General features: G+C 59.9%; 27 protein-coding genes. 11 read left to right on the top strand and 16 right to left on the bottom strand.

Annotated elements, in window-relative coordinates:
- Nucleotides 1-111 precede the first annotated feature (111 nt).
- Nucleotides 112-720 carry a glutathione transferase GstA gene (gene gstA / locus ACZ9W6_RS05105; RefSeq protein WP_465189990.1) on the top strand — a complete coding sequence of 203 codons (609 nt, stop codon included), beginning with the start codon at nucleotides 112-114 and terminating at the stop codon, nucleotides 718-720.
- 19 nt (nucleotides 721-739) lie between these two features.
- Here gstA and ACZ9W6_RS05110 read toward each other — a convergent pair whose 3' ends face one another.
- A complete protein-coding gene (locus ACZ9W6_RS05110; protein WP_465189991.1) occupies nucleotides 740-865 on the bottom strand; it encodes a hypothetical protein in 126 nt (41 codons plus the stop codon).
- Here ACZ9W6_RS05110 and ACZ9W6_RS05115 point away from each other — a divergent pair.
- Both ACZ9W6_RS05115 and ACZ9W6_RS05120 read left to right on the top strand, forming a co-directional pair.
- On the top strand, nucleotides 864-2,762 hold the full coding sequence (locus ACZ9W6_RS05115; RefSeq protein WP_465189992.1) for a bifunctional 2',3'-cyclic-nucleotide 2'-phosphodiesterase/3'-nucleotidase: 1,899 nt from the start codon (nucleotides 864-866) through the stop codon (nucleotides 2,760-2,762). The genes ACZ9W6_RS05110 and ACZ9W6_RS05115 overlap by 2 nt on opposite strands.
- Nucleotides 2,763-3,097: 335 nt before the next feature.
- Nucleotides 3,098-4,123, top strand: coding sequence for a serine hydrolase domain-containing protein (locus tag ACZ9W6_RS05120; RefSeq protein ID WP_465189993.1), 1,026 nt, complete (start codon nucleotides 3,098-3,100; stop codon nucleotides 4,121-4,123).
- Nucleotides 4,124-4,228: 105 nt separating this feature from the next.
- On the opposite strand, the gene ACZ9W6_RS05125 is transcribed toward ACZ9W6_RS05120, so the two are convergent.
- The 5 genes from ACZ9W6_RS05125 to ACZ9W6_RS05145 all read right to left on the bottom strand — a co-directional run bounded on the left by ACZ9W6_RS05125 (nucleotide 4,229) and on the right by ACZ9W6_RS05145 (nucleotide 7,529).
- Entirely contained in the window at nucleotides 4,229-4,774 is a 546-nt protein-coding gene (locus ACZ9W6_RS05125) for a DUF6630 family protein (RefSeq protein ID WP_465189994.1), read from the bottom strand.
- 118 nt (nucleotides 4,775-4,892) lie between these two features.
- On the bottom strand, nucleotides 4,893-5,186 hold the full coding sequence (locus ACZ9W6_RS05130) for a hypothetical protein (RefSeq protein WP_465189995.1): 294 nt from the start codon (nucleotides 5,184-5,186) through the stop codon (nucleotides 4,893-4,895).
- A gap of 145 nt (nucleotides 5,187-5,331) precedes the next feature.
- Complete coding sequence (locus ACZ9W6_RS05135) at nucleotides 5,332-5,775, bottom strand: hypothetical protein (RefSeq protein ID WP_465189996.1); 444 nt, start codon at nucleotides 5,773-5,775, stop codon at nucleotides 5,332-5,334.
- Between the two features lie 142 nt (nucleotides 5,776-5,917).
- Complete coding sequence (locus ACZ9W6_RS05140; protein WP_465189997.1) at nucleotides 5,918-6,748, bottom strand: HNH endonuclease; 831 nt, start codon at nucleotides 6,746-6,748, stop codon at nucleotides 5,918-5,920.
- Between the two features lie 127 nt (nucleotides 6,749-6,875).
- Nucleotides 6,876-7,529: a GntR family transcriptional regulator gene (locus tag ACZ9W6_RS05145; RefSeq protein WP_465189998.1), complete on the bottom strand. Its 654-nt coding sequence runs from the start codon at nucleotides 7,527-7,529 to the stop codon at nucleotides 6,876-6,878.
- A gap of 260 nt (nucleotides 7,530-7,789) precedes the next feature.
- Between ACZ9W6_RS05145 and ACZ9W6_RS05150 the strand changes: the two genes are divergently transcribed.
- The gene (locus tag ACZ9W6_RS05150) at nucleotides 7,790-9,127 is read left to right on the top strand and encodes a glutamine synthetase family protein (RefSeq protein WP_465189999.1); all 1,338 of its coding nucleotides are present in this window, start codon (nucleotides 7,790-7,792) and stop codon (nucleotides 9,125-9,127) included.
- A gap of 43 nt (nucleotides 9,128-9,170) precedes the next feature.
- Nucleotides 9,171-10,535, top strand: coding sequence for an aspartate aminotransferase family protein (locus tag ACZ9W6_RS05155; RefSeq protein WP_465190000.1), 1,365 nt, complete (start codon nucleotides 9,171-9,173; stop codon nucleotides 10,533-10,535).
- A gap of 88 nt (nucleotides 10,536-10,623) precedes the next feature.
- On the opposite strand, the gene ACZ9W6_RS05160 is transcribed toward ACZ9W6_RS05155, so the two are convergent.
- The 4 genes from ACZ9W6_RS05160 to ACZ9W6_RS05175 all read right to left on the bottom strand — a co-directional run bounded on the left by ACZ9W6_RS05160 (nucleotide 10,624) and on the right by ACZ9W6_RS05175 (nucleotide 15,491).
- Entirely contained in the window at nucleotides 10,624-11,922 is a 1,299-nt protein-coding gene (locus tag ACZ9W6_RS05160; RefSeq protein WP_465190001.1) for a CitMHS family transporter, read from the bottom strand.
- 221 nt (nucleotides 11,923-12,143) lie between these two features.
- Complete coding sequence (locus ACZ9W6_RS05165; RefSeq protein WP_465190002.1) at nucleotides 12,144-12,686, bottom strand: hypothetical protein; 543 nt, start codon at nucleotides 12,684-12,686, stop codon at nucleotides 12,144-12,146.
- A 195-nt stretch (nucleotides 12,687-12,881) separates the two neighbouring features.
- A complete protein-coding gene (gene serS / locus ACZ9W6_RS05170) occupies nucleotides 12,882-14,168 on the bottom strand; it encodes a serine--tRNA ligase (protein ID WP_465190003.1) in 1,287 nt (428 codons plus the stop codon).
- Nucleotides 14,169-14,171: 3 nt separating this feature from the next.
- A complete protein-coding gene (locus ACZ9W6_RS05175; protein ID WP_465190004.1) occupies nucleotides 14,172-15,491 on the bottom strand; it encodes a replication-associated recombination protein A in 1,320 nt (439 codons plus the stop codon).
- A gap of 102 nt (nucleotides 15,492-15,593) precedes the next feature.
- Here ACZ9W6_RS05175 and ACZ9W6_RS05180 point away from each other — a divergent pair, with 102 nt between their 5' ends.
- From ACZ9W6_RS05180 to ACZ9W6_RS05190, 3 genes are all read left to right on the top strand, one after another.
- Nucleotides 15,594-16,274 carry a MarC family protein gene (locus ACZ9W6_RS05180; RefSeq protein WP_465190005.1) on the top strand — a complete coding sequence of 227 codons (681 nt, stop codon included), beginning with the start codon at nucleotides 15,594-15,596 and terminating at the stop codon, nucleotides 16,272-16,274.
- Nucleotides 16,275-16,389: 115 nt separating this feature from the next.
- Nucleotides 16,390-17,463: an SEL1-like repeat protein gene (locus ACZ9W6_RS05185; RefSeq protein ID WP_465190006.1), complete on the top strand. Its 1,074-nt coding sequence runs from the start codon at nucleotides 16,390-16,392 to the stop codon at nucleotides 17,461-17,463.
- Between the two features lie 212 nt (nucleotides 17,464-17,675).
- On the top strand, nucleotides 17,676-18,860 hold the full coding sequence (locus ACZ9W6_RS05190; protein ID WP_465190007.1) for a multidrug effflux MFS transporter: 1,185 nt from the start codon (nucleotides 17,676-17,678) through the stop codon (nucleotides 18,858-18,860).
- A 6-nt stretch (nucleotides 18,861-18,866) separates the two neighbouring features.
- Here the strand turns inward: ACZ9W6_RS05190 and ACZ9W6_RS05195 are convergent, their stop codons facing one another.
- Nucleotides 18,867-19,139, bottom strand: coding sequence for a SemiSWEET transporter (locus tag ACZ9W6_RS05195; protein ID WP_465190008.1), 273 nt, complete (start codon nucleotides 19,137-19,139; stop codon nucleotides 18,867-18,869).
- A gap of 138 nt (nucleotides 19,140-19,277) precedes the next feature.
- On the opposite strand from ACZ9W6_RS05195, the gene ACZ9W6_RS05200 reads away from it, so the two are divergent.
- Nucleotides 19,278-20,051, top strand: a complete 774-nt coding sequence (locus ACZ9W6_RS05200) for a sulfite exporter TauE/SafE family protein (protein WP_465190009.1) — start codon at nucleotides 19,278-19,280, stop codon at nucleotides 20,049-20,051.
- Here ACZ9W6_RS05200 and ACZ9W6_RS05205 read toward each other — a convergent pair.
- Both ACZ9W6_RS05205 and ACZ9W6_RS05210 read right to left on the bottom strand, forming a co-directional pair.
- Nucleotides 20,048-20,386 carry a cysteine-rich CWC family protein gene (locus ACZ9W6_RS05205; protein WP_465190010.1) on the bottom strand — a complete coding sequence of 113 codons (339 nt, stop codon included), beginning with the start codon at nucleotides 20,384-20,386 and terminating at the stop codon, nucleotides 20,048-20,050. The genes ACZ9W6_RS05200 and ACZ9W6_RS05205 overlap by 4 nt on opposite strands.
- The gene (locus ACZ9W6_RS05210) at nucleotides 20,383-20,964 is read right to left on the bottom strand and encodes a HutD/Ves family protein (RefSeq protein ID WP_465190011.1); all 582 of its coding nucleotides are present in this window, start codon (nucleotides 20,962-20,964) and stop codon (nucleotides 20,383-20,385) included. The genes ACZ9W6_RS05205 and ACZ9W6_RS05210 overlap by 4 nt, the downstream gene beginning before the upstream one ends.
- Here ACZ9W6_RS05210 and ACZ9W6_RS05215 point away from each other — a divergent pair.
- Both ACZ9W6_RS05215 and ACZ9W6_RS05220 read left to right on the top strand, forming a co-directional pair.
- Nucleotides 20,963-21,205, top strand: coding sequence for a hypothetical protein (locus ACZ9W6_RS05215; protein ID WP_465190012.1), 243 nt, complete (start codon nucleotides 20,963-20,965; stop codon nucleotides 21,203-21,205). The genes ACZ9W6_RS05210 and ACZ9W6_RS05215 overlap by 2 nt on opposite strands.
- A gap of 82 nt (nucleotides 21,206-21,287) precedes the next feature.
- Nucleotides 21,288-22,496 carry an amino acid aminotransferase gene (locus tag ACZ9W6_RS05220; protein WP_465190013.1) on the top strand — a complete coding sequence of 403 codons (1,209 nt, stop codon included), beginning with the start codon at nucleotides 21,288-21,290 and terminating at the stop codon, nucleotides 22,494-22,496.
- A 96-nt stretch (nucleotides 22,497-22,592) separates the two neighbouring features.
- Here ACZ9W6_RS05220 and dapE read toward each other — a convergent pair whose 3' ends face one another.
- The 3 genes from dapE to ACZ9W6_RS05235 are packed head-to-tail and all read right to left on the bottom strand — an operon-like array spanning nucleotide 22,593 to nucleotide 25,209.
- The gene (dapE, locus tag ACZ9W6_RS05225; protein WP_465190014.1) at nucleotides 22,593-23,723 is read right to left on the bottom strand and encodes a succinyl-diaminopimelate desuccinylase; all 1,131 of its coding nucleotides are present in this window, start codon (nucleotides 23,721-23,723) and stop codon (nucleotides 22,593-22,595) included.
- The gene (locus tag ACZ9W6_RS05230) at nucleotides 23,720-24,070 is read right to left on the bottom strand and encodes an ArsC family reductase (RefSeq protein ID WP_465190015.1); all 351 of its coding nucleotides are present in this window, start codon (nucleotides 24,068-24,070) and stop codon (nucleotides 23,720-23,722) included. Before ACZ9W6_RS05230 ends, dapE begins: the two co-directional genes overlap by 4 nt.
- 20 nt (nucleotides 24,071-24,090) lie before the next feature.
- A complete protein-coding gene (locus ACZ9W6_RS05235; RefSeq protein WP_465190016.1) occupies nucleotides 24,091-25,209 on the bottom strand; it encodes a PilT/PilU family type 4a pilus ATPase in 1,119 nt (372 codons plus the stop codon).
- Nucleotides 25,210-25,254 lie beyond the last annotated feature (45 nt).

Genomic DNA, 25,254 nt, shown 5'->3' on the forward strand with positions numbered 1-25,254 from the left:
CGACGGGCAGGGCGCACACTGTGTTCTGCCATCCTGTCTTGTTACGGTCATTTGACGCGCCTATGCTCGGTGAGTCGCCGTAACCTTGCGGCCAACCTTTCAGGAGTCGTCATGAAGCTTTATTTCTCCCCCGGTGTCTGCTCGCTGTCCCCGCATATCGCCCTGGCCGAAGCCGGCCTCGCCTACGAAACCGAAAAGGTCAATCTGCGCGCCGAGCCACGGCTGACTGCCAGCGGCGACGACTACCGTGCCATCAACCCCAAGGGCTATGTGCCGGCCTTGCTGCTGGATAATGGCGAACTGCTTACCGAGGGCCCGGCCATCGTGCAGTACATTGCCGATCTCGTACCGGAAAAACAGCTGGCACCAGCCAATGGCACACTAGCCCGCTACCGTCTGCAAGAGATGCTGAACTTCGTCTCGACCGAGGTGCACAAGAACTTCTCGCCGCTGTTTAACAGTCAGGACGACGCTGTCAAAGAGGCTGCCTGGCAGCGCCTGAGCCAACGCTTTGACTTGCTGTCGGGCTGGCTGAGCCAGCGTGACTACCTGCTGGAGAGTGGCTTCAGCGTGGCGGATGGCTATCTGTTTGTCTGCCTGTCGTGGCCCAAGAATGCTGGCCGCAATATCGACAATTGGCCGGTATTGCAGGCATACAGCGCTCGCATTGCGGCCCGTCCGGCCGTGCAGCAGGCATTGAAAGAAGAAGGCCTGCTCTGAGTCTTTGCCGCCTGCCATGTCAGCGTGCTTGCCGCTTGCGACTGACATGGCTTTGCGGCACACTTGCGCCCCCATCGCCGCCCAGTCGGGCGGCGTGTCCCACGCGACCGGCATCAATGCCGGCATACAGCACGAGAAACACCATGAAAACCCGCTATTTCGCCGCCAGCCTGCTGGCACTGGCCGTCAGCACCGCCTGGGCTGCGCCGGTCAAACTGCGCCTGTTGGCCACCTCCGACCTGCACATGAACCTGGTCAACTACGACTACTACCAGGACAAGAGTACCGACGAATTCGGCCTCGCCAAGACTGTCAGCCTGATCAAGGCCGCGCGTGCCGAGGCCGCCAACAGCCTGCTGATCGACAACGGCGACCTGCTGCAGGGCAGCCCGATGGGCGACCTGGTGGCCAAGATCAAGCCACTGAAAAAAGGCGAGCGTCACCCAGCCTATGTGGTGATGAACGCGCTGAAATACGATGCCGGCAATATCGGCAACCACGAATTCAACTTCGGCCTGCCTTTCCTGAAAAACTCGCTGAAGGGCGCCGGCTTTCCGTATGTGTCGGCCAACGTCAGCGACGCCAAGACCGGCAAGCCGCTGTTCCAGCCTTACACCCTGCTCAAGCGCCAGCTGAAAGACGAAAACGGCAAGGTGCAGAAAGTCACCATCGGCGTGATCGGTTTTGTGCCGCCGCAGATCATGATGTGGGACAAGGCCAATCTCGAAGGCAAGGTCGTCGCGCATGACATCCTCGAAAGCGCGCGCCGCTATGTGCCGGAAATGAAGAAAAAAGGCGCGGACATCATCGTGGCCGTGCCGCACAGCGGCTTCGAGAAAGGCGAGCAGCCACGCTTTGCCGAAAACTCGGTGGCCGGCCTCGCCGAAGTGCCGGGCATTGATGCCATCCTGTTTGGCCACGCCCATGCCGAATTCCCGTCCGCCAGCTTTGCGGCCTATCCGAAAGTCGATATCACACGCGGCACCATCAATGGCGTGGCTGCGGTGATGCCGGGCCGTTGGGGTGATCATCTGGGCGTGGTAGACCTCTCGCTGGACAAGGTAGACGGCCGCTGGCAGGTGCAGGGCAGCCAGTCGGCGCTGCGCCCGATTTTCGACCGCAAGAACAAAAAGCCGCTGGTTGGTGCCGACCCGATGGTGCAAGAGCTGATCGGCCATGTGCACGAAGACACCCTCAGCTATGTGCGTGGCCGCGTGGCAGAAACCACCGCGCCGATCTACAGCTACTTTGCGCTGGTAGCGGATGATCCGTCGGTGCAGCTGGTGTCGCAGGCCCAGCTCTGGTACGCGCGCCGCGCCGTACAGGGCACCGAATACGAAAAGCTGCCGCTATTGTCTGCTGCCGCGCCATTCAAGGCTGGTGGCCGTCAGGGCTGGAGCTACTACACCGATATCCCGGCCGGCCCGCTGGCCATCAAGAATCTGGCTGACCTCTACATCTATCCGAACACCGTGAAGATCGTCAAAGTCAGCGGCCGTGACGTGCGCGAATGGCTGGAACGCTCGGCCGGCCAGTTCAACCGCATCGACCCGAAAGGCGCAGCGGTGCAAGAGCTGATCAACGCTGACTTCCGCTCTTACAACTTCGACACCATCGACGGCGTGAGCTACCAGATCGATGTCACTCAGCCATCGCGCTATGACATGGACGGCAAGTTGGCCGCAGCCGACGCCCGCCGCATCGTCAACCTCAGCTATCAGGGCAAGCCGCTGGATGACAGCCAGACCTTCCTGGTGGTGACCAACAACTACCGCGCCAGCGGTGGCGGCAACTTTGCCGGCCTGAATGGCAAGCAGATCGTCGTCGATGCGCCGGACGAGAACCGCGAAGCACTGGCGCAGTATCTGGCCAGCGAAGGCAAGGTGAACCCGAGCCGCGACAACAACTGGCAGATCCAGCCGGTAGCCGGCGTCAGCCTGCGTTTTGCCACCGGTGCCGGTGCCAAGGCGCTGCTGCCGCGTCATCCGGAATTCCAGCTGCTGGATGCCACCGCCGACTCGCTGAGCCTGGCCATCAAATAAGACAGCAGGGCAGTGACTGCCCGTGCCGAAGTGACAAAACGCCGCGATTGCGGCGTTTTGTCTTAATTGCGGCGTTTTGTCTTATAGGGTTGGCCGCATGTCGGCATGCGGTCTGAAGCACAGCAAAGCACGCTGGTAAAACTTGCTGTGCTGGCAGATAGCTGCGCGTGATCTTGCTGTTGGCGGTGAAATCTTTGCGTATTCCTGTGGCTATTGAAACTTTTGGGCATTGGCAGTCACGAATGGCTGTGACTGGTATCAAGGCCGGCAAAACAGCCCGCCCTTGTGCAGCCAGCATCCGCAAACTCACTCAGCCAAGGCTCACGCCTCCGATAATGAACACCGTGATTGATAAACGCATTGACGATCTGCTATCCCGCCACTACCCGCCACAAGCCCCCGGTGCAGTGGTGATGGTGGCCGAGGCCGGCAAGCTCATTCACCGCCAAGCCTATGGCCTGGCCGACGTAAGCCGGCAGCAAGCGCTGCAGCCGGCGATGATTTTCCGCATTGGCTCCCTCAGCAAGCAATTCACCGCGGCCGCGGTGATGCTGCTGATCGAGCGTGGCCTGCTGTCTCTGCATGATGATATTGGCCGCTTTCTGCCCGACTATCCGGCGCAAGGCCACCGCATCACCGTAGAACATCTGCTAAACCACACCTCGGGCATCCCGTGTTATACCGAGCTGGATGAGTTCGACGAGCTGATGGCAACACCTCATACCGTTTGGGCCTTGATCGACCTCTTTAAATCAGCCCCGCTGCAATTTGCCCCGGGTAGCGGCTGGTCATACAGCAACTCGGGCTATTGCCTGCTTGGTGCGATTATCGAGGCAGTATCGGGGCAGTCGTATGCCTCATTTATGGCGCAGCAGGTCTTTGCGCCGCTGGGGATGAACGCCACGGCAGTCGAGGGCGATCAGCCAGCGCTGGCACGTGTCAGCGGCTATTCGGTTGAAGATGATCTTGTCTGCGAGGCCGCGCCCATCGACATGTCGGTGCCGTTTGCCGCTGGCGATTTGCTGTCGAATGTCGACGACCTCTTGCGCTGGGAAAACGCTATTGCCACAGGCCGCCTGCTCGGCGCGAGCGCCTGGCAAAAAATGTTTAGCCCCTGCCAGCTTGCAGACGGCAGCGCCGGCAGTTACGGCTTCGGCTTCGAGATTCAGGATTTCCAGGGCAATCGGCTGATCGACCACGATGGCGGTATCAATGGCTTCGCCAGCTATATGGCACGAGTGCCAGAGCAAGGCCTCTTTCTGGCCATCCTCACGAATTGCGATGCGCTGGCGCCTGATCCGCTTGAAGTAGGCAGAGCCATACTCGCCGAGTTGCTTGCGGGCGACCGTGCCAGCCAATAAGGCCGGCTGACAGGCAAGGTTGGCCGCAAGGCCGGCGGCACCTTGCTGATGCTGGCGAAATGTCAGCGCGGGTATCGCACTTGGCGAGTCCGCCAGTCAGGGTGGCTACTGCTCGTTTTCGTGATCAAGCTTCACCAGTGTCAGCCCCAGCTGCTTGCCGGCGCGGATAAAACGGCGTAGCCGGGCAGACGGGCAGATTAAGCCGCGATACTCGTCCGAACCCTGATCCCACAACACCACGCTAAAGCCGTGCGCCTGCAGCCAGACATCGTAGTGCACCAGCTGCTGCCACACCGTGGCATCTTCGTCTGGCGCCGCCGGTGAAAACTGGGCGGCAATGCCGTGGCTGCCGGCCAGCGCATTGCCTTGCACCACCACTTCGTCCACATCCCGCCAGTCAATGCGAAAGCCGAGGCAATAGCCGGCCTCATCAAGCCGCGCGAGGCAAGTCGCAAGATTGTGCTGGATATCGGCCTCATCCGACTTGAGCAGAAAATCCGCCTGACTGGCCTTCTCCGCAGCAGGCAAGGGCGCAAGCACGGTGGCCACAAACCATTTTTTCTCTCTGGCGAAATAGATGGCAAACGGAATCAGGACGGGTGAAAACAGCAGCGCCAAAGCCAGAATGGCCAGTTTTTTCAGGATGGACATGGGTGAAGTCAGTAGCGGCCGGGTAGGTTAGCAAAACGGCAGGGTAGCTCAGCCAGCAGGGGCGATGCACCCAGCACATCCCATCTGACCGTTCTTGCGGCCTTTTGAGGGGTGAACGTCAGAATATTGCCTCGGCAGCGCGGCTGAGCATAAACAGCCCAAGCGCGGCGAAAGCGAGAACCTTGCTGGCGCGGGGCATAGGCTCAGAGAGTGCCGCACGCATGTTTCCTCGAACAAGCAAGGGATTCAGCAACACCGCCGCGAACAAGGCCGACATGGACGCTGCGGCAAGAAAGCTACCGGGGCTGAGTGGCTTTTCCGTGAGCATGGCGGCGATACCCAGTGCGCTGATTACAGCGAGGAGTACGCAGGCAGCTTTTTGCCGCCAAGTGAGTGAGTGCCATTCGAGCATTTGGGATTTCCTTCGATAGGTGCTGAAGAGTGGGGATCAAGTCCGGGCAGGTTGGCCGCAAGGCCATACCCGTGAGGTGCAGCTAATGCTGTTGAAGGGGGGGGGGCGGGTATCGCCGTGGGCGAACCCGCTCTACGGGGCTTTGTTATAACTCGCTATAGGAGATTATGATTTTTAATTTTTCATTTATATTTTTCATCTCTTTATGAATTTCGAACGGTATGTCGTTCCGAGGGGGAATTCTTGGTGCATCTTTGACTACATGATGCGCGATCCAGTTGAGGGAGCGACATGAACTTGTCAGATCATCTATGCTAGGTAAGCGCAAAATAAAAGCAAAAAATCTATAAAAAGGAATGGCCTGTCTATGTGCAAGGATTGATGATGACATGAACCGGATTTCTTGTTGTATTTCTTCAGAGGCTTGCGCATTCGTTATTTTTGCTTGCTCACGTAGAAATAGTGCAGACAATTCACCAATTTTTATTTTAAAGGCAACAATCGGTTCTAGTACCAGTTTAAGTAGGAATTGGCTGATTGCGAAGATTGATACACCAGTTAGAATTGCCAGCATCAATGAGTCTTTCACATTAGTCTCCATGAGTTGAAACGGCGGAACTCAGCAGGTAAGGAGGTGCGTCCACAAGGCCATACCCGCCAGGTGCTGGTAATGTTGTCGGCGGGTATCACTGTTGGTGAACTCACCTTACGAAATCGTCATCAAAAATTGATTAAATGGCACTTTTATCAGCAGTGAAAGCCAGCTCTTTTAACTTTTCATTGAATTCAACCCTGTCTTTCGCGTAGTGCGCACGACGATGGCAGTTTGGGCAAACTGCAACAACATTCTGAGGGTGATCTGGGCCGCCATCGGCAAGGCGATGTACGTGGTGGCACTCCAAAAAGGGCCCTTTTTTTGTTTGGAATGGAGCCGCTGATCCACAGCCCTCACACAAGCCTCTGGATCGAGCAATTACATAAACTTTAAGTGCTTGAGCGCGATAATATGCGGTTTCTTTTTTTTCTCTTGCACTAGAACCAGGTGCAGCTTTTCTTAAAGCAGCATCTCTAAGTTCTTTTATGGACTTACTTTTTAAAGCTTTTAGATTATTTGATCTGTAGGCGGCTTTGGGTTCTGAAGTCTGATTTTTCTCAGGAACGGAATCTATGTCTAGATGAAATACAATTACCGTACGGTCTTGGCCGTTGCGATCAGGTCTGATTTCTTGATGGTAATCAAGGCAGTCCGCAGTTCCGAGGAAGCGAACATGCGCCTTTCTTGTGTACTCAAAAACGTAGATTATTTTCTTGCTCTTAGCATGTTCGAGGATGGCCTTGTTGCCGGCCTCCATTTTCATATCACCGATTTGCCCTTCACCGGTATACCAAAAGATACCATCATCTCTGTATTCGTCTCGATACCCGTGCTGCTCGCCGGCATCAGATGTGAATATAAAAATCCCTGGAAAATCTTTCGGTGTAGATATTCCACCTTGAGACTGTCCTTTGTATCTTTCGTGTATTTCGGATTTTCGGTTGTACTCTTTTCCAATTTCGAACACGCTACTTCCTTGTGCTTTGTCATGTGAGTGTCGCAGCATGATATTTCGGTAAGTGTCCGACTGGCAAGGCTTAGCAGCTGGCTACAGCTTAATGTAAGCCTCCTGGCAAGACTGCACCAGGTCCCCATCACCCCTCCACACACAACTTCCTCAGCGCCTCGCCAGCCGTCGCCAGGTCTTGCGCGATGGCGGCGCGTACGCCGTTGGCGTTGCCTTGCAGCAGGGCGCTGATCAGCTCGCGGTGGGCGTCGTTCATTTGCGGCCAACCTTGTTCGTCGTGGATCAGCTGGTTGGATATCGGCCCGACATACAGCCAGACGTGTTCGATCAGCTGCAGCAGCAGCGGCGAGTCGGCGGCCTGGTATAGCGCCAGATGAAAGGCCTCGTTGGCGTCGAGATAGGCTTTGACATCGCGCCGGGCGACGGCGGCATCCATTTCTTCGCATAGCCTTGCCAGCTGCTGGCGGCCGGCGGCATCGAGTTTTTGCGCGCCCAGCCAGGCGGCCTGGCCTTCCAGCAGGATGCGGTTTTGCAGGATGTCGTCAAAGCGCGCCACGCTCAGGCGCGGTACTTGCACGCCGCAATTGGGGATGTTTTCCAGTGCTTTTTCTGCGGCCAACCTTTGCAGGGCGGCGCGGACCGGCATCGGGCTGACGCCGAATTCGGCGGCCAGTTGCTGGATTTTCAGCCGCTCGCCGGGCAGCCAGCGGCCCAGCATCAGGCCGTGGCGCAGCTGGTCGTAGACGGCATCCTGCAGGCTGAGGGCTTGATCGGTTTTCATGATGGTGGCGTGGAGTCAGTGTTGCGGCCAAGCATAACAGAGCCGTTCTGGCGGGGCGAAAGATTTGATCAAACCTTGACGGTGATATTTGATCAAATCTATCTTGCAGGCAGCGCGCTGTTTTTGACTGCGTTTTTCTGCTGCAAGGCAGGGCGGGTGGCCGCCAAAACGACTGTGCCGGTTGAGCTTGGTGCGGTGGTTTTGGCAGCCGCTTGGCAGCCAGGGACGGGAGCCGAAGGCCAAACCAGAGGTGAACGACCATGAAGCAAGAGCTGGCGGACTTTATCCGCGAACATCAGATCCACGAAGTCGAATGCGTGATTCCGGACATGACCGGCGTGGCGCGCGGCAAGATCGTGCCGAAGAATCTTTTCCTCGCCGAAGACAGCATGAAAATGTCGAAGGCGGTGCTGAACATTACCGTAAACGGCGAGTTTGCCGATTTCGAACGCTTTGCCGGGGCTAACGACCCGGATATGGTGTGCCGGCCAGACCCGACAACCATCCGCATGGTGCCGTGGGCGATAGAGCCGGTGGCGGTGGTGATTCACGACTGTGAAGACTTTGACGGCCGGCCGGTGGGCATTTCGCCGCGGGCGGTGCTGCGCCGTGTGCTGAAACTGTACGAAAACAAGGGCTGGCGGCCGGTGGTGGCACCGGAGATGGAGTTTTACCTGATCCGCCAGAATGACAATCCGCACGAGCCGCTGCGCCCGCCCTCGGGCCGCGCCGGCCGCTCGGAGGTTGGCCGCCAGTCGTTTTCGATTGATGCGGTGAATGATTTTGACCCCTTCTTTCAGGAGCTGTCGGCGTTTTGCGAGGCGGCTCGGCTGAATGTCGAGACGCTGATTCACGAAGTCGGTGCCTGCCAGATGGAGATCAATTTCAGCCACGGCGATGCGATGGAGCTGGCCGATCAGGTGTTCCTGTTCAAGCGCGCGGTGCGCGAGACGGCGTATCGCCACAATATCTTCGCCACCTTCATGGCCAAGCCGATGGAGAACGAGCCGGGCAGCGCCATGCACATTCACCAGAGCATCGTGCGCATGGATGATGGCGGCAATATTTTCTCGGACGAAGACGGCACGGCCAGCGAGCTGTTTTTCCATCACATCGGCGGTATGCAGAAATACCTGCCGCTGGTAATGCCGATGCTGGCTCCGTATGTGAACAGCTATCGCCGCCTGAGCCGCCACACCGCCGCGCCGATCAATGTGCGCTGGGGCTACGACAACCGCACCTGCGGCATTCGCGTGCCGCCATCCGGCCCGGCCGCGCGCCGCGTCGAAAACCGCGTGCCGGGCGTGGATGTGAATCCCTATCTGGCGATGGCGGCAACGCTGGCCTGCGGCTATCTGGGCATGATGGAAAAGCTGGAGCCGAGCGCGCCGATGAGCGACAGCGCCTACAACCTCGATTACGAGCTGCCACGCTCGCTGGAAGACGCGGTCGAGCTGATGGCCGCCTGTGAGGAGGTATCGGCCATTCTGGGCGAGGAATTCGTGCAGGCTTTCTGTGCGGTGAAAGAGAAGGAATTCGAAACCTTCCATCGCGCGATTACCGCCTGGGAACGCGAGCATCTGCAACTGCACGTCTGACATGGCTGGCGGCCAACCTTGGCCGCAGGCAGAAGGGGAACACATGACTACCCGTCACGGAATCGACTGGCACAAGGCGCAGGCCCTGTTTGCCGAAGAGCAGCAATTATTTGTCAGCCGCATGCCCAAATCGCGCGAGCTGTCGCAGCGTGCGGCCCGGCATCAGCTGTTTGGCGTGCCCATGCACTGGATGCGCGACTGGTCCACGCCATTCGCGCTGTATGTGGCGGAGGCGCGCGGTGCGCGTTTCAAGGATGTCGATGGTCACGATTACGTGGATTTTTGTCTGGGTGACACCGGCGCGATGTTCGGCCACAGCCCACAGCCAGTGGCCGATGCCATCATGCGCCAGGCGCAGCGCGGGTACACCGCGATGCTGCCCAACGAGCACGGCGTGTGGGTAGCCGAGGAGCTGGCGCGGCGCTTTGGCCTGCCGTACTGGCAGTGGGCGCTGTCGGCGTCCGACGCCAACCGCTTTGCCATCCGCTGGGCGCGCGCGATTACCCGCCGCCAGCAGGTGCTGATTTTCAATGGCTGTTATCACGGCACCGTCGATGACGTGTTTGTCGATCTGGTTGATGGCCAGCCGCAGACGCGCGACAGCGTGCTGGGGCAGGTGTACGACATCACGCAGTACACGCGCAGCATCGAATTCAATGATCTGGCGGCACTCGAAGCGGCGCTGCAGGACGGCGAGGTGGCTTGCCTCCTGGCCGAGCCGGCGATGACCAATATCGGCATGGTGTTGCCGGAGCCGGGTTACTGGGCGGCGGCGCAAGCGCTGTGCCGGCGCTACGGCACGCTATTGCTGATCGACGAAACCCACACCATCAGCAGCGGCCCCGGTGGTTATACCCGGGCCGAAGGTTTGCAGCCCGATATCTTTGTGGTCGGCAAGCCGGTGGCCGGCGGCGTGCCGTGCGCGGTGTATGGTTTCAGCGCCGAGGTCGCCCGCCGCGCCGAAGCAGCCAAGGCCGAAGCGCCGCCCGGCCACAGCGGCATCGGCACCACGCTGACGGCCAACCTGCTGGCGATGGCGGCGATGCGGGCGAATCTGGCCGAGGTGATGACCGATATCGCCTACCAGCATATGTTCGGTCTGGCCGAAAGGTTGGCCGCAGGCTTGCGCGACATCATCCGGCGGCAGAGTTTGCCGTGGTGCGTGACGCAGATCGGCGCGCGGGTGGAGTTCCAGTTCACGCCGGTGCCACCCAAAAACGGCAGCGAGGCGGAGAAGATTCTCGATGGCGAGCTGGAGCACATCGTGCATCTGTATCTGCTCAATCGCGGCCTGCTGATTACACCCTTCCACAATATGCTGCTGCTGTGCCCCGATACGCGGCAGAGCGATGTCGACCGGCTGTTGCAGTGCTTTGGCGAGTTTGTCGGCAAGGTGCGTCAGGCATGAAAAAAGCCGGAGCAGGCAGGCCCGTTCCGGCAAAGGGAGTACAACACGACGGAGTCGGCAGCCATGACGGCTGCCGTCAGAGGCTGCATTAACCGCGCAGCAGCGGGAAAGCACCCGTGAGGATGGCGGCGACCAGCATCAGCAGGCAGATGCCGGTGGCCCACAACAGCGTGAAGCGCTGATGCTCGCCAAACTCGATCTTGATCAGCCCCAGCAGCAGATAGGTCGAGGCCACCAGCGGGCTGAGCAGGTGTACCGGCTGGCCGATCAGCGAGGCACGCGCCATTTCGGCCGCGGTAAAGCCGTACTCGGCGGCAACCTTGGCAATCACCGGCAGGATGCCGAAGTAGAAGGCATCGTTGGACATGAAGAAGGTAAACGGCAGGCTGGCCAGTGCGGTAATCACCGCCAGATACGGGCCGACGGTTGGCGGCAGCACGGCGAGGAAGCTCTCGGCCATCGCCTCGACCATGCCGGTGCCACTGAGGATGCCGGTGAAAATGCCGGCGGCGAAGATCAGCGATACCACCCCCAGAATGCTGTCAGCGTAGGCGGCAATGCGCTCGCGCTGCATTTTCGGGTCCGGATAGTTGATGACCAGCGCAATCGCAAAGCCCAGCATGAACAGCACCGGCAGCGGCAGCACGCCGATGACCAGCGTGGTCATCAGCGCCAGCGTCAGGCCGGCGTTGACCCACAGCAGCTTCGGACGGCGAATGGCGGCGTGGTCGTCGATGTGTTCGACGTGGTGGTCGGTGTTGCTCAGGTCGATGATGCCGACGCGCTGGCGCTCGCGCAGGCCAAAGATCGCGGCCATGCCGATCACACCCAGTGCGCCGACGATCATCGCCGGAATCATGGGCAGGAAGATGTCGCTAGGCTCGACATGCAGGGCACTGGCGGCGCGGGCAAGCGGGCCACCCCACGGGGTGAGATTCATCACGCCGACAGCCAGCATCACCACACAGGCCAGCATCAGCACATTCAGGCCCAGACGGCGGTACAGCGGCAGGAAGGCCGACACGGCAATCATATAGGTGGTCGAGCCATCTCCGTCGAGGCCGACAGCCAGTGTCAGCACGGCGGTGCCGATCAGCACGCGCAGCGGGTCGCCTTTTACCGCACGCAGGATGGCGTGCACGATGGGGTCGAACAGGCCGGCATCAATCATGATGCCGAAGTAGAGAATGGCGAACATCAGCATGACGCCGGTCGGTGCCAGCTTGCGGATGCCATCGAGCATCATCGGGCCCATGTCGGCCGCAAAGCCGCCGATCAGCGCAAAGATTACCGGCACCACGATGAGGGCCAGCAGGGCGGACAGGCGCTTGCTCATGATCAGATACATGAAGCAGGTCACCATGCCGAAGCCAAGAAGGGTAAGCATGTACATCCTTTCTCTGTGTTGGTCTTTTACTTGCCGTTTAGGCATTTTTGTAATGACTGAGGCTGCTTTATAAGCAATGAGCCTGTCAGCAAGCTTTCAAGCACAGAAAAAGGCAGAAAAATACTCATGGCATTTATGGGTGGCAGGCATGAAAAAAGCCGGCAGGCGACGAGGTCGCCAGCCGGCTTTTGCCACGGAGAGTGACAGCCGGGAGAAACGGCTTACTGTGGCTGATACGGCAGCGAGGAGTGATGCAGCACCACGCGCACCACGCCATCCACTTTCTTGAAGGCCCAGGTCTTGTCGACGGTTGTCACCTGGCCCTTGTCATTGGTCATCACCACATTACCCATGGTCAGCGCCATATTGCCGTTCAGGTGCAGGCCGCTATTGCGGATCTCGCACTTTTCCCAGCCCTTCAGCGCAAAGCCCTTGTCGTTCGGGAAGGCAGGGTTATTGCCAACGAAGTAGGCGAGGGCACCGGCGTTGTCATTGCGGAATACCTGCTTGCCGTGGGTCAGTGTCGGCTTGAACAGCACGGTGCCTTGCTTGTAGCCATAGGCGGCATCCAGCACTTTTTGCGCGAGTTCGGTGGCTTTTTGCTGGCCGTGCGCCTTGTATTCCTTGCTGATGGCGACCAGCGCGCCGCACCACGCATTTTGCGCGGCCAGGGTTTCGGCTTCGGTGATGTTGGCGGTGTTGGCGTTGGCCGCAGTGGCGGTTAGCAGGCCGGCAGTAGCCAGCAGGGCAGCTTTGAATTTCATGATATCTCCGAGTGTGCTCCGGCTTTACCGGCCGGTATTGTTGTTTGCCTGAGTGGCCATGCTCGGAGTGTGGCTGCTTGGCATAAGTTCTAGCCAATACGGGTATCTTGCAAGATTGTGGCGGCAGAATGCAAAAAAGCAGGCACGAGGCCTGCTTTCTTGTTTTGCAGGAAATATCCTGCCATCGCCAGCTGTTTAGCCGCCGATCTTTTCCTTGCCGCCCATATACGGACGCAGTACTTCCGGAATGGTGATGCTGCCGTCGGCGTTCTGGTAGTTTTCCAACACCGCCACCAGCGTGCGGCCAACTGCCAGGCCGGAGCCGTTCAGGGTGTGCACGTAGCGGTTCTTGCCTTCGGCATCCTTGAAACGCGCCATCATGCGGCGGGCCTGGAAATCACCCATATTCGAGCAGGAGCTGATCTCGCGGTAGGTGTTCTGCGCTGGCAGCCACACTTCGAGGTCGAAGGTCTTGTGCGAGCCGAAACCCATATCGCCGGTACACAGCGCCATCACGCGGTACGGCAGGTTCAGCGCCTGCAGAATGGCTTCAGCGTGGCCGACCATTTCGTCCAGCGCGGCAAAGGAGTTTTCCGGCTGTTCGATACGCACCATCTCAACCTTGTCGAACTGGTGCTGGCGGATCAGGCCGCGGGTGTCACGACCGTAGGCACCGGCTTCGGAACGGAAGCAAGGCGAGTGGGCAGTCAGCTTCACCGGCAGTTCTTCGTGCTTGAGCACCGATTCGCGTACCAGGTTGGTCAGGCTGATTTCGGAAGTCGAAATCAGGTACTGCGGCTGGGTAGCGGCTTCGCCACCACGCTCGACGCGGAACATGTCTTCGGCAAACTTCGGCAGCTGGCCGGTGCCGAACAGCACATCGCTGTTAACGATGTACGGGGTGTAAGTCTCGCTGTAGCCGTGCTTGTCGGTATGGGTGTTCAGCATGTACTGCGCCAGTGCGCGGTGCAGGCGGGCGATATCGGCACGCAGTACGGTGAAGCGTGCGCCGGACAGCTTGGCGCCGGCTTCGAAATCCAGGCCATGAGTCGCGCCGACATCAACGTGATCCTTCACTTCAAAGTCGAAGGCGCGCGGGCTGCCCCAGCGGCGTACTTCCACGTTGCCGGATTCATCCTCGCCCGCCGGTACCGATTCGTGCGGCAGGTTAGGGATGGTCAGCATCCAGTTATCCAGACGGCTCTGTACCGCGGCAAAGGCTTCTTCGGCGGCTTTCAGTTCGTCGCCCAGGCTGGCAACCTGCGCCATGATGGCGGACACGTCTTCGCCATTTTTCTTGGCAATGCCGATTTGCTTGGAGGAGCTGTTGCGCTGGGATTGCAGATCCTGCATGCGGGTTTGCAGGGATTTGCGTTCGGCTTCCAGCGCATTGAAGGCGTCAACCTCCAGCGTGTAGCCACGGGTGGCCAGACGGGCGGCCACTTCCTCGATATTGCTGCGCAGCAGTTGGATATCCAGCATTTTTCAGTCCTGTTTCTTGGTTTGTGCTTGTTGGTCCAGCTCTCTTAAAAAAGCCAGCTTGTCGGCAATCTTGCTTTCGAGACCGCGTGGCACCGGTTCGTACCAGCGCACATCCTCCAGCCCTTCGGGCAGATAAGTCTCGCCAGCGGCATAACCGTGCGGCTCGTCGTGGGCGTAACGGTAGTCGTGGCCGTAGCCCAGCTCTTTCATCAAGCGGGTTGGTGCATTGCGCAAGTGTACCGGTACCGGGCGCGAGTTGTCTTGTGCCACGAAGGCGCGCGCAGCGTTATACGCCTTGTAACCGGCATTGCTCTTGGCGGCGACGGCCAGATAAATCACTGCCTGCCCCAGTGCCAGCTCGCCCTCGGGGCTGCCGAGACGCTCGTAGGTGGTGGCGGCGTCATTGGCAATCTGCATGGCGCGCGGATCGGCCAGGCCAATGTCTTCCCATGCCATGCGCACGATGCGCCGCGCCAGATAACGCGGGTCGGCGCCGCCGTCCAGCATGCGCGTCAGCCAGTACAGTGCAGCGTCAGGGTTGGAGCCGCGTACCGATTTGTGCAGCGCGGAAATCTGGTCGTAAAAGGCATCGCCGCCCTTGTCGAAACGGCGCGCGTTGACGGTCAGCACTTCGGCGAGAAAGGCGCTGTCGATGCGGCCAAGCTTGCGCGCGCGGGCGGCGGTGCGGGTTTGCTCCAGCAGATTGAGAAAACGTCGCGCATCGCCGTCGGCATAGCCGCACAAGGCCTGACGCGCTTCATCGTCAAAATCCAGCCCGTCAAGCTGGCCAAGCTTGGCCGCACGCGTAAACAATTGCAGCAGCTCGTCGCCGTTCAGCGACTTGAGCACATACACCTGGGCACGTGACAGCAGGGCGGGGTTGACCTCGAAGGACGGGTTTTCGGTAGTGGCACCGATAAAGGTCAACAGGCCGGATTCGACAAAGGGCAAAAACGCATCCTGCTGGCTCTTGTTGAAGCGGTGTACTTCATCGACAAACAGGATGGTGCGCCGTCCGCTTTGCTGCAGGGTGGCGTGCGCGCGCTCGACCGCCTCGCGGATGTCTTTTACCCCGGCCAGCACCGCCGACAGCGGGATGAACTCGGCATCAAAGCCATGGGCGAGGATGCGCGCCAGCGTGGTTTTGCCGACGCCGGGTGGCCCCCACAGAATCATGCTGTGCGGGATCTGGGCGTCGATAGCCAGCCGCAGCGGCTTGCCCTCGCCGATCAGGTGCTGCTGACCGATGACATCAGCCAGCGAGGTTGGCCGCAAGGCCTCGGCCAGCGGCTTGTGCGGTTCTTGCGCAAAGAGATCGTTCATGCCGCTATTTTACGCGCAAAGCGGCGGCCAACGTAGATGGCTATTGCACGGCAGCCGGCCAGTGCTAACATCCAGCCATTCCAAGACACGCGAAAGATGTCCATGAGCCAGTACCTGTCGACCTTTGTCACCAATTTCCTGTTTGTGCTGGCAACCCTGTGGCCCATCATCAACCCGCCCGGTGGTGTGCCGATTTTCATGACGCTGACGGCGCATAACAGCAATGCCGAACGTGCGTTTCTGGCGCGGCGTATCGCGTTTTACAGCTTTTTGCTGCTGATCGGCAGCATGTATTTTGGCGGTGTGGTGCTGTCCTTCTTCGGGGTGGAAATCCCGGTGGTGCAAGTGGCGGGCGGCTTGCTGATTTCGGTTGCCGGCTGGCGCATGATGAACGAGGCACCAGCGCCGAAAAGCGCGCCGGACAGCACCCAGGACATGTCCGACCACCTGAAGCAGCAGGCGTTTTACCCGCTGACCTTCCCGATGATGGTGGGGCCGGGGTCGATTTCGGTGGCGATTACCGTTGGTGCGTCGCTGAGTCGCAAGGGCACGTTGCTTGAGCGTTTCACCATCGCCCCGCTGGCGGCGCTGGCGGCGATTACCATCATCTGTATCGCGGTGTGGGCCAGTCTGCGCTATGCCGACCGTCTGCTGAAATTCCTCGGCAAGACCGGCACCATGGTTTTCATGCGCCTGACCGCCTTTATCCTGCTGTGTCTTGGCGTGCAGATCATGTGGCTGGGTATCAGCGGTCTGCTGGAGCCGCTGTTGGGCACACGATAAGGATGCGGCCAGGGTTGGCCGCAAAGGCTTGAGTGGACAAACGGGCAGGCAGCGCTTGCCCGTTTGTCATTTCTGGCGATAGGATGGCGGCAATTTTTATATCTTTGGAATGACTATGCCGATTCGTCGAGCGCTGCTTGCTGCCTTGCTGGCGCTGACTGTTCATGCCGCTCATGCCAGTTACGAGCAAGGCAAGGCGGCTTATGGGCGCAAGGATTACGCCACGGCGCTCAAACTGTGGCAACCGTTGGCCGCGAAGAATGACGCCCGTGCCGTCCAATCCTTGGGCAGGCTGTATGCCAATGGTTATGGCGTGAAACAGGATGAGGCCAAGGCAGTGGGCTTGTTCCGTCAGGCTGCCGAACTGGGTAATGCCAAAGGGCAAACAGCACTGGCCATCATGTACGATTCGGGCCGGGGCGTAAGCAAAGATGTAAAGCAGGCTATTTACTGGTATCGCAAGGCTGGCGAGCAGAACGAGCTTTTTGCCCAGTATGCCTTGGGCGAAATCTATCACAAGGGGCTTGGCGTCAAGCCGGATTACCGGCAGGCGGCGTTCTGGTATGAAAAGGCTGCCGTTCAAGGTGATGGCGATGCCCAGACCAATCTGGGCACCTTGTACTTTGATGGCAAAGGGGTGGGCAAGGACGCTGCCAAGGCGGCGAGCTGGTTTGCCAAGGCGGCGAGCTGGTTTGCCAAGGCGGCGAGCTGGTTTGCCAAGGCTGCCGCGCAGGGTGAAAAGGTTGCCCGGCACAATCTGGCCGTGCTGTACGCCAGTGGCGAGGGGGTGAGCAAGGATGAAGCCAAGGCGCACCAGCTCTATTTGTTGTCAGCAGAAGCGGGCCACGACAGTGCCCAAGTCAATCTGGGCACTCAATTCTTGCAGGGGCGTGGTACCGGCAAGGACTACTCCCGTGCCAGACACTGGTATCTGCAAGCGGCGCAGCAGGGCAATGATTGTGCTTTCAATAATCTGGGCGTGATGTACCAGGAAGGGCAGGGCGTGCCGCGCGACAAGGTGAAGGCGCATGCCTTGTTCAGCCTTGCGCACAAGGCGGGCAATGCGGCCGCACGTCATAGTCTGCGTGAGCTGACCGGCAGTCTGTCAGCCAGCGAGCGCCAGGCCGCCAGCGACTTGCAGGATGAGCTGGCAAAGCCCGGCATGCTGCTGAAGGTGCTGGGCAGCTAGCTTCGGTAGCGCGGCCAGTGTTGGCCGCAAAGGGTTGGGTGGAAAAACGGGCAGGCGGCGCTTGCCCGTTTTTCATGGCCTGCATTGTGGTGATGTGGCCGTGTTTCGCTTCATTGTTCTGCCACGGGAAAAGCCTGTTTGCCGTGCTGCCTCCCTGCTGGCGGCATTCCCCTGTAAGATGCCCGTCCCGTTTTTCAAGCCTGCCGTTTGCCATGTCTTCAGTTTCTCAAGCCAATAGCCGCCGTGCCGCCCATGCTGCGCGCCTGCTGGTGTTGCTCAGCCCGCTGGGTATTGACCTGTATCTGCCGGCCTTGCCGGCCATCAGCCAGGAGTTGGGCAGCCAGGCGACCTTGTCGCTGAGTGTGTATCTGGCGGCACTAGGCTTGGGCCAGCTGGGTTTCGGCCCATTGTCAGATCGTCTCGGCCGCCGCCGTGTGGCGCTGGCGGGCACGTTGCTGTTTGCCTTGTCGTCGGTACTGCTGTTTTTTACCGGCAGTCTTGCCGGCCTGCTGGTGTGGCGTTTGTTGCAAGGCTTGGCCGCCAGTGCGGCTTCGGTCTGTGCGATGGCCGTGGTGCGCGACCGTTTCAGCGGGGCGGAGGCGGCATGCGAGTATGGCGTGCTGGGCGGGGTGCTCAATGTGGTGCCGTTTGCCGCGCCCTTGCTGGGCAGCGTGCTGTTGCAGTGGTTTGACTGGCGTAGCGGCTTTGCCGTGCTGGCCGCCTTGGGCGCACTGGTGTCGCTGGCCTTGTGGTGGCGCATGCCGGAGACCGCGCCCAAACGCGAGGCCGGGCAGGTGAGCAGCACGCCGTGGCGGCATCCGGTATTTCTCGGTTTTGTGCTGTGCTGCGCGCTGTCGCTGGCGGTAATTCTGAGTTATGTGACGCTGGCCCCGCGCGCCCTGATGAGCGAGGCCGGCTTGTCACCGTTGGCGTTTGGTGGCCTGTTTGCGGCCAACGCTTTGCTGATCAGCGGCAGTTGTCTGGGTTTTGCACGATTGTCGGCGCGTATCGGCGCGGTCAAGGTCTTGCAGCTGGCCTTGGGCCTGCTGGGTGTCGGGGCAGGCTTGCTGCTGCTGTCAGGTGTGCCCGGCGGGGTGGCCAGCTTCATGTTGCCGATGGCGGTGATCAGTGTGGCCTTCGGCGGCATTACCGGCCCGGCCAGTAGTCTGGCGATGCAGCCGTTTGCGCAGAATAGCGGCGCGGCAGCGGCGTGGCTGGGTTGCCTGCAGATGCTGATTGCCTCGCTGATCAGTGGTGGCCTGAGCCTGCTGGCGCTGCCGGTACATCTGCTGCTGGGCGGTCTTGGCCTTGCGGTGTCGCTGCTGTGCCTGGCGGTGGTAATAGCCTTGCAGCGGCGGTATGGCACCGCCGTGTTGCAAGGCTCGGCGCTGGCTTGAGTGGTTTTAGCCGCGGCGTTCGCGCAGCACGTCGCGGACTTTCATCGCCAGAATCAGGCTGGACAGTACCAGCGTCAGCGCGTTGGCGATGATGATGGGCATTTCGCCCAGCATCAGGCCGTAAACCAGCCAGGCACTGATGCCGACCACAAACAGCGTATACATGCCCAGCGAGATGCTGCGGGTGTCGCCGCTTTTCCAGGTGTGGATGACTTGCGGCAGAAAGCTGGCCGTGGTCAGGCTGGCGGCCAGATAGCCGAGAATTTCGGTGACGTTCATGATGTCGGGGTGTCGGTGGGGTAAACGCGTGATTGTGCGTCAATCCCTGCCCGGCTGCCAATGGCAGAACAGGCTGTTCTGCCCGCCACGCCTGCAAAAAGCGTAGAATGTTGCGCCTGTCATCCCGAAAGCCCCCCGATGTTGACCCTCACCTTTCTCTGCGTATTCGCCTTTCTGGCTGGTCTGATTGATGCGGCAGTCGGTGGCGGGGGGCTGGTGCAGATTCCGGCCTTGTTCAATGCCTTGCCGCAGGCCTCGGTCTCCAGCCTGTTCGGCACCAACAAGCTGGTGTCGGCAATGGGCACGCTGTCGGCCACGCGTTCTTATCTCAAGCGGGTGAAAGTGCCGTGGCGACTGGTGTTGCCGGCGGCGGCGGCGGCTTTTGCGATGTCGTTTGCCGGTGCGGCGGTGGTCAGCATGATAGACAAGAGCATCATGCGGCCGCTGGTGCTGGTGCTGCTGATCGGCATGGCCATCTACACCTTCCGCAAGAAGACCCTGGGCGCGGTGCATGCGCCGGTGGAGATTGGCCGGCGCGAGCTGTTTATCGGCATGCTGATCGGTGCCGGCATCGGTTTTTACGATGGTGTATTCGGCCCGGGCACCGGCAGCTTTCTGATGTTCCTGTTCGTGCGCTTTTTTGCCTTTGACTTTCTGCACGCCTCGGCCTCGGCCAAGGTGGTCAACCTTTCTACCAATATTGCGGCGCTGTGCTTTTTCGTGCCGACAGGCAATGTGCTGTACGCCTACGCGATTCCGATGGCGGTGTGCAATATTGCCGGTGCCATCGTCGGCACCCGTCTGGCGATGAGCAAGGGTACCGGCTTTGTGCGCACACTGTTTTTGCTGCTGGTTACCGTGCTGATCTGCAAGCTGGGCTGGGATACCGTGCAGCCGTGGCTGGCGGCTTAAGCTTGGCCGCAGGCTTCGGCAAGACAGGCCGGGCACAGGCAGTCGCCGCCGCTGCGTTTGTCCAGCGGCAGCAAGGGCATGTCCATGCACCAGCAGCTGCCACTCTTGCCTGGCGTGCCACAGCTGAAGTGGCTGCCGCAGCGTTCGCATTGCAGCTGGCGTAAGGGCAGCGGGGTATCTAGTGTGGCGATGCGATCCAGCGCCGCCTGTTTCTGTTCGTCACTGGCGCTGCTCCAGCCACGAATCTCATCCAGGGTGCGGCGACAGCCGGTGCAGTAGCGGCCGCTGTCGTCCAGCTTGCACAGTTTGACGCAAGGGGAAGCAACGGTGCTCATACGGCGTGCTCCTTGATGCTGATCAGCCAGGCTTCGCCGCTGTCTTTTGCACTTAGAGTGACTGCTGTCGCGTGTTCCAGCCAGATGCTGTCTAGCGTCGCCAGCTCGATGTTTTCGGTGCCGTGTTGCACGCTCAGGCTGTTGCCGTGGGCGAGCAACAACAGGCTGTGTGGCGGGCAGCTCAGCGGCTGTTGCGCGGGCAGTGGCAGGCGCTGCAGCTGATGGCTGGCCACGGCGCGGCGCGTCATTACATTGAAATCCCGTACCGCGCCGGCTGGCAGCCGGCTGTCTATCGCCCATTCGCCGGCAAAAGACAGCATGGGGCCTTGGGCTTGCAGCGTCTGCCAGGCCGCGCCATCGCGCAGCAATTCGAGGCCGTTGCCGGACAGGATGGCGAGGGTGCGATCGACGCCGTCAAAGCGCGAAAACGGCCCCTCGCTGGCAACGTCGGCCATGCTGATGCGCCAGCTGAAGTTGTCAAGGTTGGCCGCAGGCGGGTGTATCAGCAGCTGACGGGTGGTGCCGCCGCCGTTTTTCCACGGGCTGGCGGGCAGGTCGGCAAAACGGATGACTTGCATGATGAGTGGCGGCAATCAAAAGCGGCATGGTAACGGCGGATGCCGGCGCGTGAAAGCGTTGGTGCACTTGCCGGCAAAAAATATCGCGCAAGGCGGATTTGCCATGAATTGCCACGCCGTGCGCCGCTCTTGTTACAAAATTCTTGCCATGCGCGAGCCAGGTATTTTTATTGCCGGTTTGGTGGGATCTGCCGCGCTTTATGTCAAAGCTCTTGTCGCAGCGCATCAAAAAGCGGCGTGATAGACTGTCGCCGCTCGCAATTCTGTTTGTGCAAAGCGCAAAATAGCGCCGCACAGCCTCTTTTGATCACCAGGAGTTTTGCATGTCTGCCTCTATTTTTGCCGCCGTGGAAATGGCCCCGCGCGACCCGATTCTGGGTCTGAACGAAGCTTTTAACGCCGATGCCCGACCAAACAAGGTCAATCTGGGGGTCGGCGTTTATTACGACGACAATGGCAAGATCCCGCTGCTGGCTGCCGTGAAGGCCGCTGAAAAGGCACGTCTGGAAACCATGCCACCACGTGGCTACCAGCCTATCGAAGGCCCGGCTGCTTACACACAGGCCGTGCAAAACCTGCTGTTCGGTGCCGGCAGCGAGCTGGCGACCTCCGGTCAGGTGGTGACTGCCGAAGCGCTGGGTGGTACCGGTGCACTGAAGATTGGCGCCGACTTTCTGAAGCGTCTGAACCCGAATGCCAAGGTCTACATCAGCGATCCGTCGTGGGAAAACCACCGCGCGCTGTTCGAATCCGCCGGTTTCGTGGTGGAAAACTATCCATACTACGACGCCGAAACCCGTGGCGTGAACTTTGCCGCGATGAAGGCTTTCCTGCTGGGTCTGGAAGCGGGTTCCGTCATCGTGCTGCACGCGTGCTGCCACAACCCGACCGGCGCCGACATGTCTGACGCGCAGTGGGCTGAGGTGGTAGAAGCTTGCCGCGAAAAAGACCTGGTGCCGTTCCTGGATATGGCTTACCAGGGCTTTGCTGATGGTATCGAAGCCGACGCGGTTGCTGTGCGCCTGTTCTCGGCCTCCGGCCTGCAGTTCTTTGTGTCCAGCTCCTTCTCCAAGAGCTTCTCGCTGTACGGCGAGCGCGTGGGCGCGCTGTCCATCGTGACGGCCAGCAAGGAAGAAGCCGGCCGCGTACTGTCGCAGCTCAAGCGTGTGATTCGCACCAACTACTCCAACCCGCCTATCCACGGTGGTGCGGTAGTGGCTGCAGTGCTGTCCAGCCCGGAGCTGCGCCAGCAGTGGGAAGACGAGCTGGCCGGCATGCGCGACCGTATCCGCGCCATGCGCACCGCGCTGGTTGAGGCGATTCAGGCGCAGGGCGTGGCACAGGACTTCAGCTTCGTGATCAAGCAACGCGGCATGTTCAGCTACACCGGCCTGACTGCCGCTCAGGTTGAGCGTCTGAAGGAAGAGTTCGGCATCTACGCCGTGTCTACCGGCCGTATCTGCCTGGCTGCGCTGAACAGCAAGAACATCGGCTATGTGGCCGAGGCGATTGCCAAGGTTGTGAAGGCCTAAGCTTTTCTGCCTTAAAACAAAACCCCCTGTGCCGCGAGGTGCAGGGGGTTTTGTTTTGCAGCTTGGCCGCAAGAACTTGCGGCCAAGCTTGAGCCTTTATCGGGCCAGCAGTTTGCGCAGGGTTTTTTCGTAGACCTGCGACAGTGGCTCGATGTCGTCCACGCAGACGCATTCGTTGAGTTTGTGGATGCTGGCGTTGATCGGGCCGAACTCGACCAGTTCGCGCGCGATGCGCTTGATGAAGCGTCCGTCCGAGGTGCCGCCGGTGGTATTGAGCTCGGGCGTCACGCCGCTGGTTTCGACAATCGCACTGCTCAGTGCATCGGTCAGCTGGCCGGGCTGGGTCAGGAAGGGGTTGCCCGACAGCATCCAGTGCAGCTCGTAGCTCAGACCGTGCTTGTCGAGTATGTCGTACACGCGCTCTTTCAGTGATTCGGCGGTGTTTTCGGTCGAGAAGCGGAAGTTGAAGCGGATATCGCAGTGGCCCGGAATCACATTGGTGGCGCCGGTGCCGGCGTGGATGTTGGAAATCTGCCAGCTGGTGGGCGGGAAGTAGTCATTGCCTTCATCCCACACCGTTGCGGCCAACTCGGCGATGGCGGGCGCGGCCAGGTGGATTGGGTTCTTGGCCAGGTGCGGGTAGGCGATGTGGCCCTGGATGCCGTGCACGATCAGGTGGCCGGACAGCGAGCCGCGGCGGCCGTTCTTGATGGTGTCGCCGAACTGCTGCGAGGAAGTCGGCTCGCCGACGATGCAGTAATCGATGCTGTCGCCGCGCGCCTCGAGCGCATCCACTACGCGCACGGTGCCATCCTTGGCATCGCCTTCTTCGTCTGACGTAATCAGAAAAGCGATGGTGCCTTGGTGATCAGGGTTGGCCGCAACAAAGCGTTCGCTGGCGGTGATGAAGGCGGCCAGCGAGGCCTTCATGTCGGCGGCGCCGCGGCCAAACAGGTGTTCATTGCGAATGGTTGGCTCGAAAGGGTGGCTTTGCCACTGGTCGTGCGGGCCGGTCGGCACTACGTCGGTGTGGCCGGCAAAACACAGCACCGGTGCGCCGTGGCCGCGATGCGCCCAGAAATTGCTGACCTCGCCGAAGGGCATGCGCTCGACGGTAAAGCCGAGGTCTTCGAGGCGGGCGATCATCATTTCCTGACAGCCTTCGTCACGCGGGGTGATGGAATCCTGGCGGATCAGGTCGCAGGTCAATTGCAAGGTCGGGTTCATGCGGCAAATACCTCGGCGTACTGGCTGTCCTTGAAGCCGACATGCAGCTGGCCGGCGTGGTCGAGTACCGGACGCTTGATTAGCGAAGGCTTGTCTTGCAGCAGGGCAATCGCGGTATCAGGGGTGGCCGCAAGGCTTTTCTCGTCGTCCGACAGCGCACGCCAGGTCGTGCCTTTGCGGTTGATCAGGGTGTCGAGGCCGATTTCACTGATCCAGCGTTGCAGCGTGCTGCTGTCTATGCCTTGTTTTTTGAAGTCGTGGAAGGTGTAGTCAAGGTTCTGGCTGCTCAGCCAGGTGCGGGCTTTCTTGACGGTGTCGCAGTTGGGAATGCCGTAAAGGGTGATCATGGGTGTTTTATGTCTTCAAATCAGTGCGAAAGGGTAAAGCCATCAAAGTTGTTGCCGCTATCGATGGCGTTGCCGTTGTCCTGGTTGGTGTGATTGACCAGCCAGTAGAGATTGGTTGGCGAGTCGGCGTTGCGCAGTGCTTCTTCCAGTGTGATCTTGTCTTCCTGGTACATCTTGAACAGTGATTGTTCGAAGGTCTGCGCGCCATCTGACAGGCTGGACTCGATGGCTTCCTTGATCTTGTCGATCTCGCCGTTGCGGATCAGCTCCGAGATGTGTGGCGTATTGATCAGCAGCTCGAGTGCCGGCAGCCGTTTGCCGTCCTTGCAGGTAATCAGGCGCTGCGATACCACGGCTTTCAGGGCGGCGGACAGGTCCATCAGCAGGGCATGGCGGTTTTCCAGCGGGAAGAAGCTGATGATGCGGTTCAGCATGTGATAGCTGTTGTTGCCGTGCAGCGTTGTGATGCACAAGTGACCGGACTGCGCGTAGTTGATCGCGTGGATCAGGGTTTCGGCATCGCGGATTTCGCCGATCATCAGTACGTCCGGTGCCTCACGCATGGCATTTTTCAGTGCGGCGGCGTAGCTGTGGGTGTCGATGCCGATTTCACGCTGGTTGATCAGCGATTTCTTGTGCTCGAACAGGAATTCGATCGGGTCTTCAACGGTCAGGATGTGGCCGCTTTGGCTGATATTGCGCTGTTCCAGCATGGCGGCCACAGTCGAGCTCTTGCCTGAGCCGGTAGAGCCGACGACAAAGATCAGCCCGCGTTTGAGCGCCATCAGCTCGCGCAGTTTGTCGGGCAAGTTGAGCTCGGCCAGTGACGGAATTTGCGGGGCGATATAGCGGATCACCATGCCGATAGAGCCGCGCTGGCGGAAGATATTGATACGGAAGTTGCCGATTTCGGGCACGGCGGTGCCGAAGTTCATCTCCAGCTCGCGCTCGAATTCCTGCTGGCGCGGTTCGTCCATCAGGCTGTAGGCCAGCCGTTTGACGTTGTCCGGGCTAAGTGGCTTGTCGTTGACCGGCAGGGTTTCGCCATTGATCTTGATCTGGGGCGGCGCGCCGCAACTGAAGAACAGGTCGCTGGCTTTTTTGTCGGCCATCAGTTTGAAAAACGGAAGCATCAGCATGATAAACGGTGGGGTCGGCATATCAGGTGTGCCAAGTCTAGCCTG

This window comes from Vogesella lacus (genome assembly GCF_979366295.1).

What these genes read in the sequence shown, in the direction of transcription:
- gstA (WP_465189990.1), top strand. Translation starts at nt 112, where the DNA reads ATGAAGCTTTATTTCTCCCCCGGTGTCTGCTCGCTGTCCCCGCATATC.
- ACZ9W6_RS05115 (WP_465189992.1), top strand. Translation starts at nt 864, where the DNA reads ATGAAAACCCGCTATTTCGCCGCCAGCCTGCTGGCACTGGCCGTCAGC.
- ACZ9W6_RS05110 (WP_465189991.1), bottom strand. Translation starts at nt 865, where the DNA reads ATGGTGTTTCTCGTGCTGTATGCCGGCATTGATGCCGGTCGCGTGGGA.
- ACZ9W6_RS05120 (WP_465189993.1), top strand. Translation starts at nt 3,098, where the DNA reads ATGAACACCGTGATTGATAAACGCATTGACGATCTGCTATCCCGCCAC.
- ACZ9W6_RS05125 (WP_465189994.1), bottom strand. Translation starts at nt 4,774, where the DNA reads ATGTCCATCCTGAAAAAACTGGCCATTCTGGCTTTGGCGCTGCTGTTT.
- ACZ9W6_RS05130 (WP_465189995.1), bottom strand. Translation starts at nt 5,186, where the DNA reads ATGCTCGAATGGCACTCACTCACTTGGCGGCAAAAAGCTGCCTGCGTA.
- ACZ9W6_RS05145 (WP_465189998.1), bottom strand. Translation starts at nt 7,529, where the DNA reads ATGAAAACCGATCAAGCCCTCAGCCTGCAGGATGCCGTCTACGACCAG.
- ACZ9W6_RS05150 (WP_465189999.1), top strand. Translation starts at nt 7,790, where the DNA reads ATGAAGCAAGAGCTGGCGGACTTTATCCGCGAACATCAGATCCACGAA.
- ACZ9W6_RS05155 (WP_465190000.1), top strand. Translation starts at nt 9,171, where the DNA reads ATGACTACCCGTCACGGAATCGACTGGCACAAGGCGCAGGCCCTGTTT.
- ACZ9W6_RS05160 (WP_465190001.1), bottom strand. Translation starts at nt 11,922, where the DNA reads ATGCTTACCCTTCTTGGCTTCGGCATGGTGACCTGCTTCATGTATCTG.
- ACZ9W6_RS05165 (WP_465190002.1), bottom strand. Translation starts at nt 12,686, where the DNA reads ATGAAATTCAAAGCTGCCCTGCTGGCTACTGCCGGCCTGCTAACCGCC.
- serS (WP_465190003.1), bottom strand. Translation starts at nt 14,168, where the DNA reads ATGCTGGATATCCAACTGCTGCGCAGCAATATCGAGGAAGTGGCCGCC.
- ACZ9W6_RS05175 (WP_465190004.1), bottom strand. Translation starts at nt 15,491, where the DNA reads ATGAACGATCTCTTTGCGCAAGAACCGCACAAGCCGCTGGCCGAGGCC.
- ACZ9W6_RS05180 (WP_465190005.1), top strand. Translation starts at nt 15,594, where the DNA reads ATGAGCCAGTACCTGTCGACCTTTGTCACCAATTTCCTGTTTGTGCTG.
- ACZ9W6_RS05185 (WP_465190006.1), top strand. Translation starts at nt 16,390, where the DNA reads ATGCCGATTCGTCGAGCGCTGCTTGCTGCCTTGCTGGCGCTGACTGTT.
- ACZ9W6_RS05190 (WP_465190007.1), top strand. Translation starts at nt 17,676, where the DNA reads ATGTCTTCAGTTTCTCAAGCCAATAGCCGCCGTGCCGCCCATGCTGCG.
- ACZ9W6_RS05195 (WP_465190008.1), bottom strand. Translation starts at nt 19,139, where the DNA reads ATGAACGTCACCGAAATTCTCGGCTATCTGGCCGCCAGCCTGACCACG.
- ACZ9W6_RS05200 (WP_465190009.1), top strand. Translation starts at nt 19,278, where the DNA reads ATGTTGACCCTCACCTTTCTCTGCGTATTCGCCTTTCTGGCTGGTCTG.
- ACZ9W6_RS05205 (WP_465190010.1), bottom strand. Translation starts at nt 20,386, where the DNA reads ATGAGCACCGTTGCTTCCCCTTGCGTCAAACTGTGCAAGCTGGACGAC.
- ACZ9W6_RS05215 (WP_465190012.1), top strand. Translation starts at nt 20,963, where the DNA reads ATGATGAGTGGCGGCAATCAAAAGCGGCATGGTAACGGCGGATGCCGG.
- ACZ9W6_RS05210 (WP_465190011.1), bottom strand. Translation starts at nt 20,964, where the DNA reads ATGCAAGTCATCCGTTTTGCCGACCTGCCCGCCAGCCCGTGGAAAAAC.
- ACZ9W6_RS05220 (WP_465190013.1), top strand. Translation starts at nt 21,288, where the DNA reads ATGTCTGCCTCTATTTTTGCCGCCGTGGAAATGGCCCCGCGCGACCCG.
- dapE (WP_465190014.1), bottom strand. Translation starts at nt 23,723, where the DNA reads ATGAACCCGACCTTGCAATTGACCTGCGACCTGATCCGCCAGGATTCC.
- ACZ9W6_RS05230 (WP_465190015.1), bottom strand. Translation starts at nt 24,070, where the DNA reads ATGATCACCCTTTACGGCATTCCCAACTGCGACACCGTCAAGAAAGCC.
- ACZ9W6_RS05235 (WP_465190016.1), bottom strand. Translation starts at nt 25,209, where the DNA reads ATGCTGATGCTTCCGTTTTTCAAACTGATGGCCGACAAAAAAGCCAGC.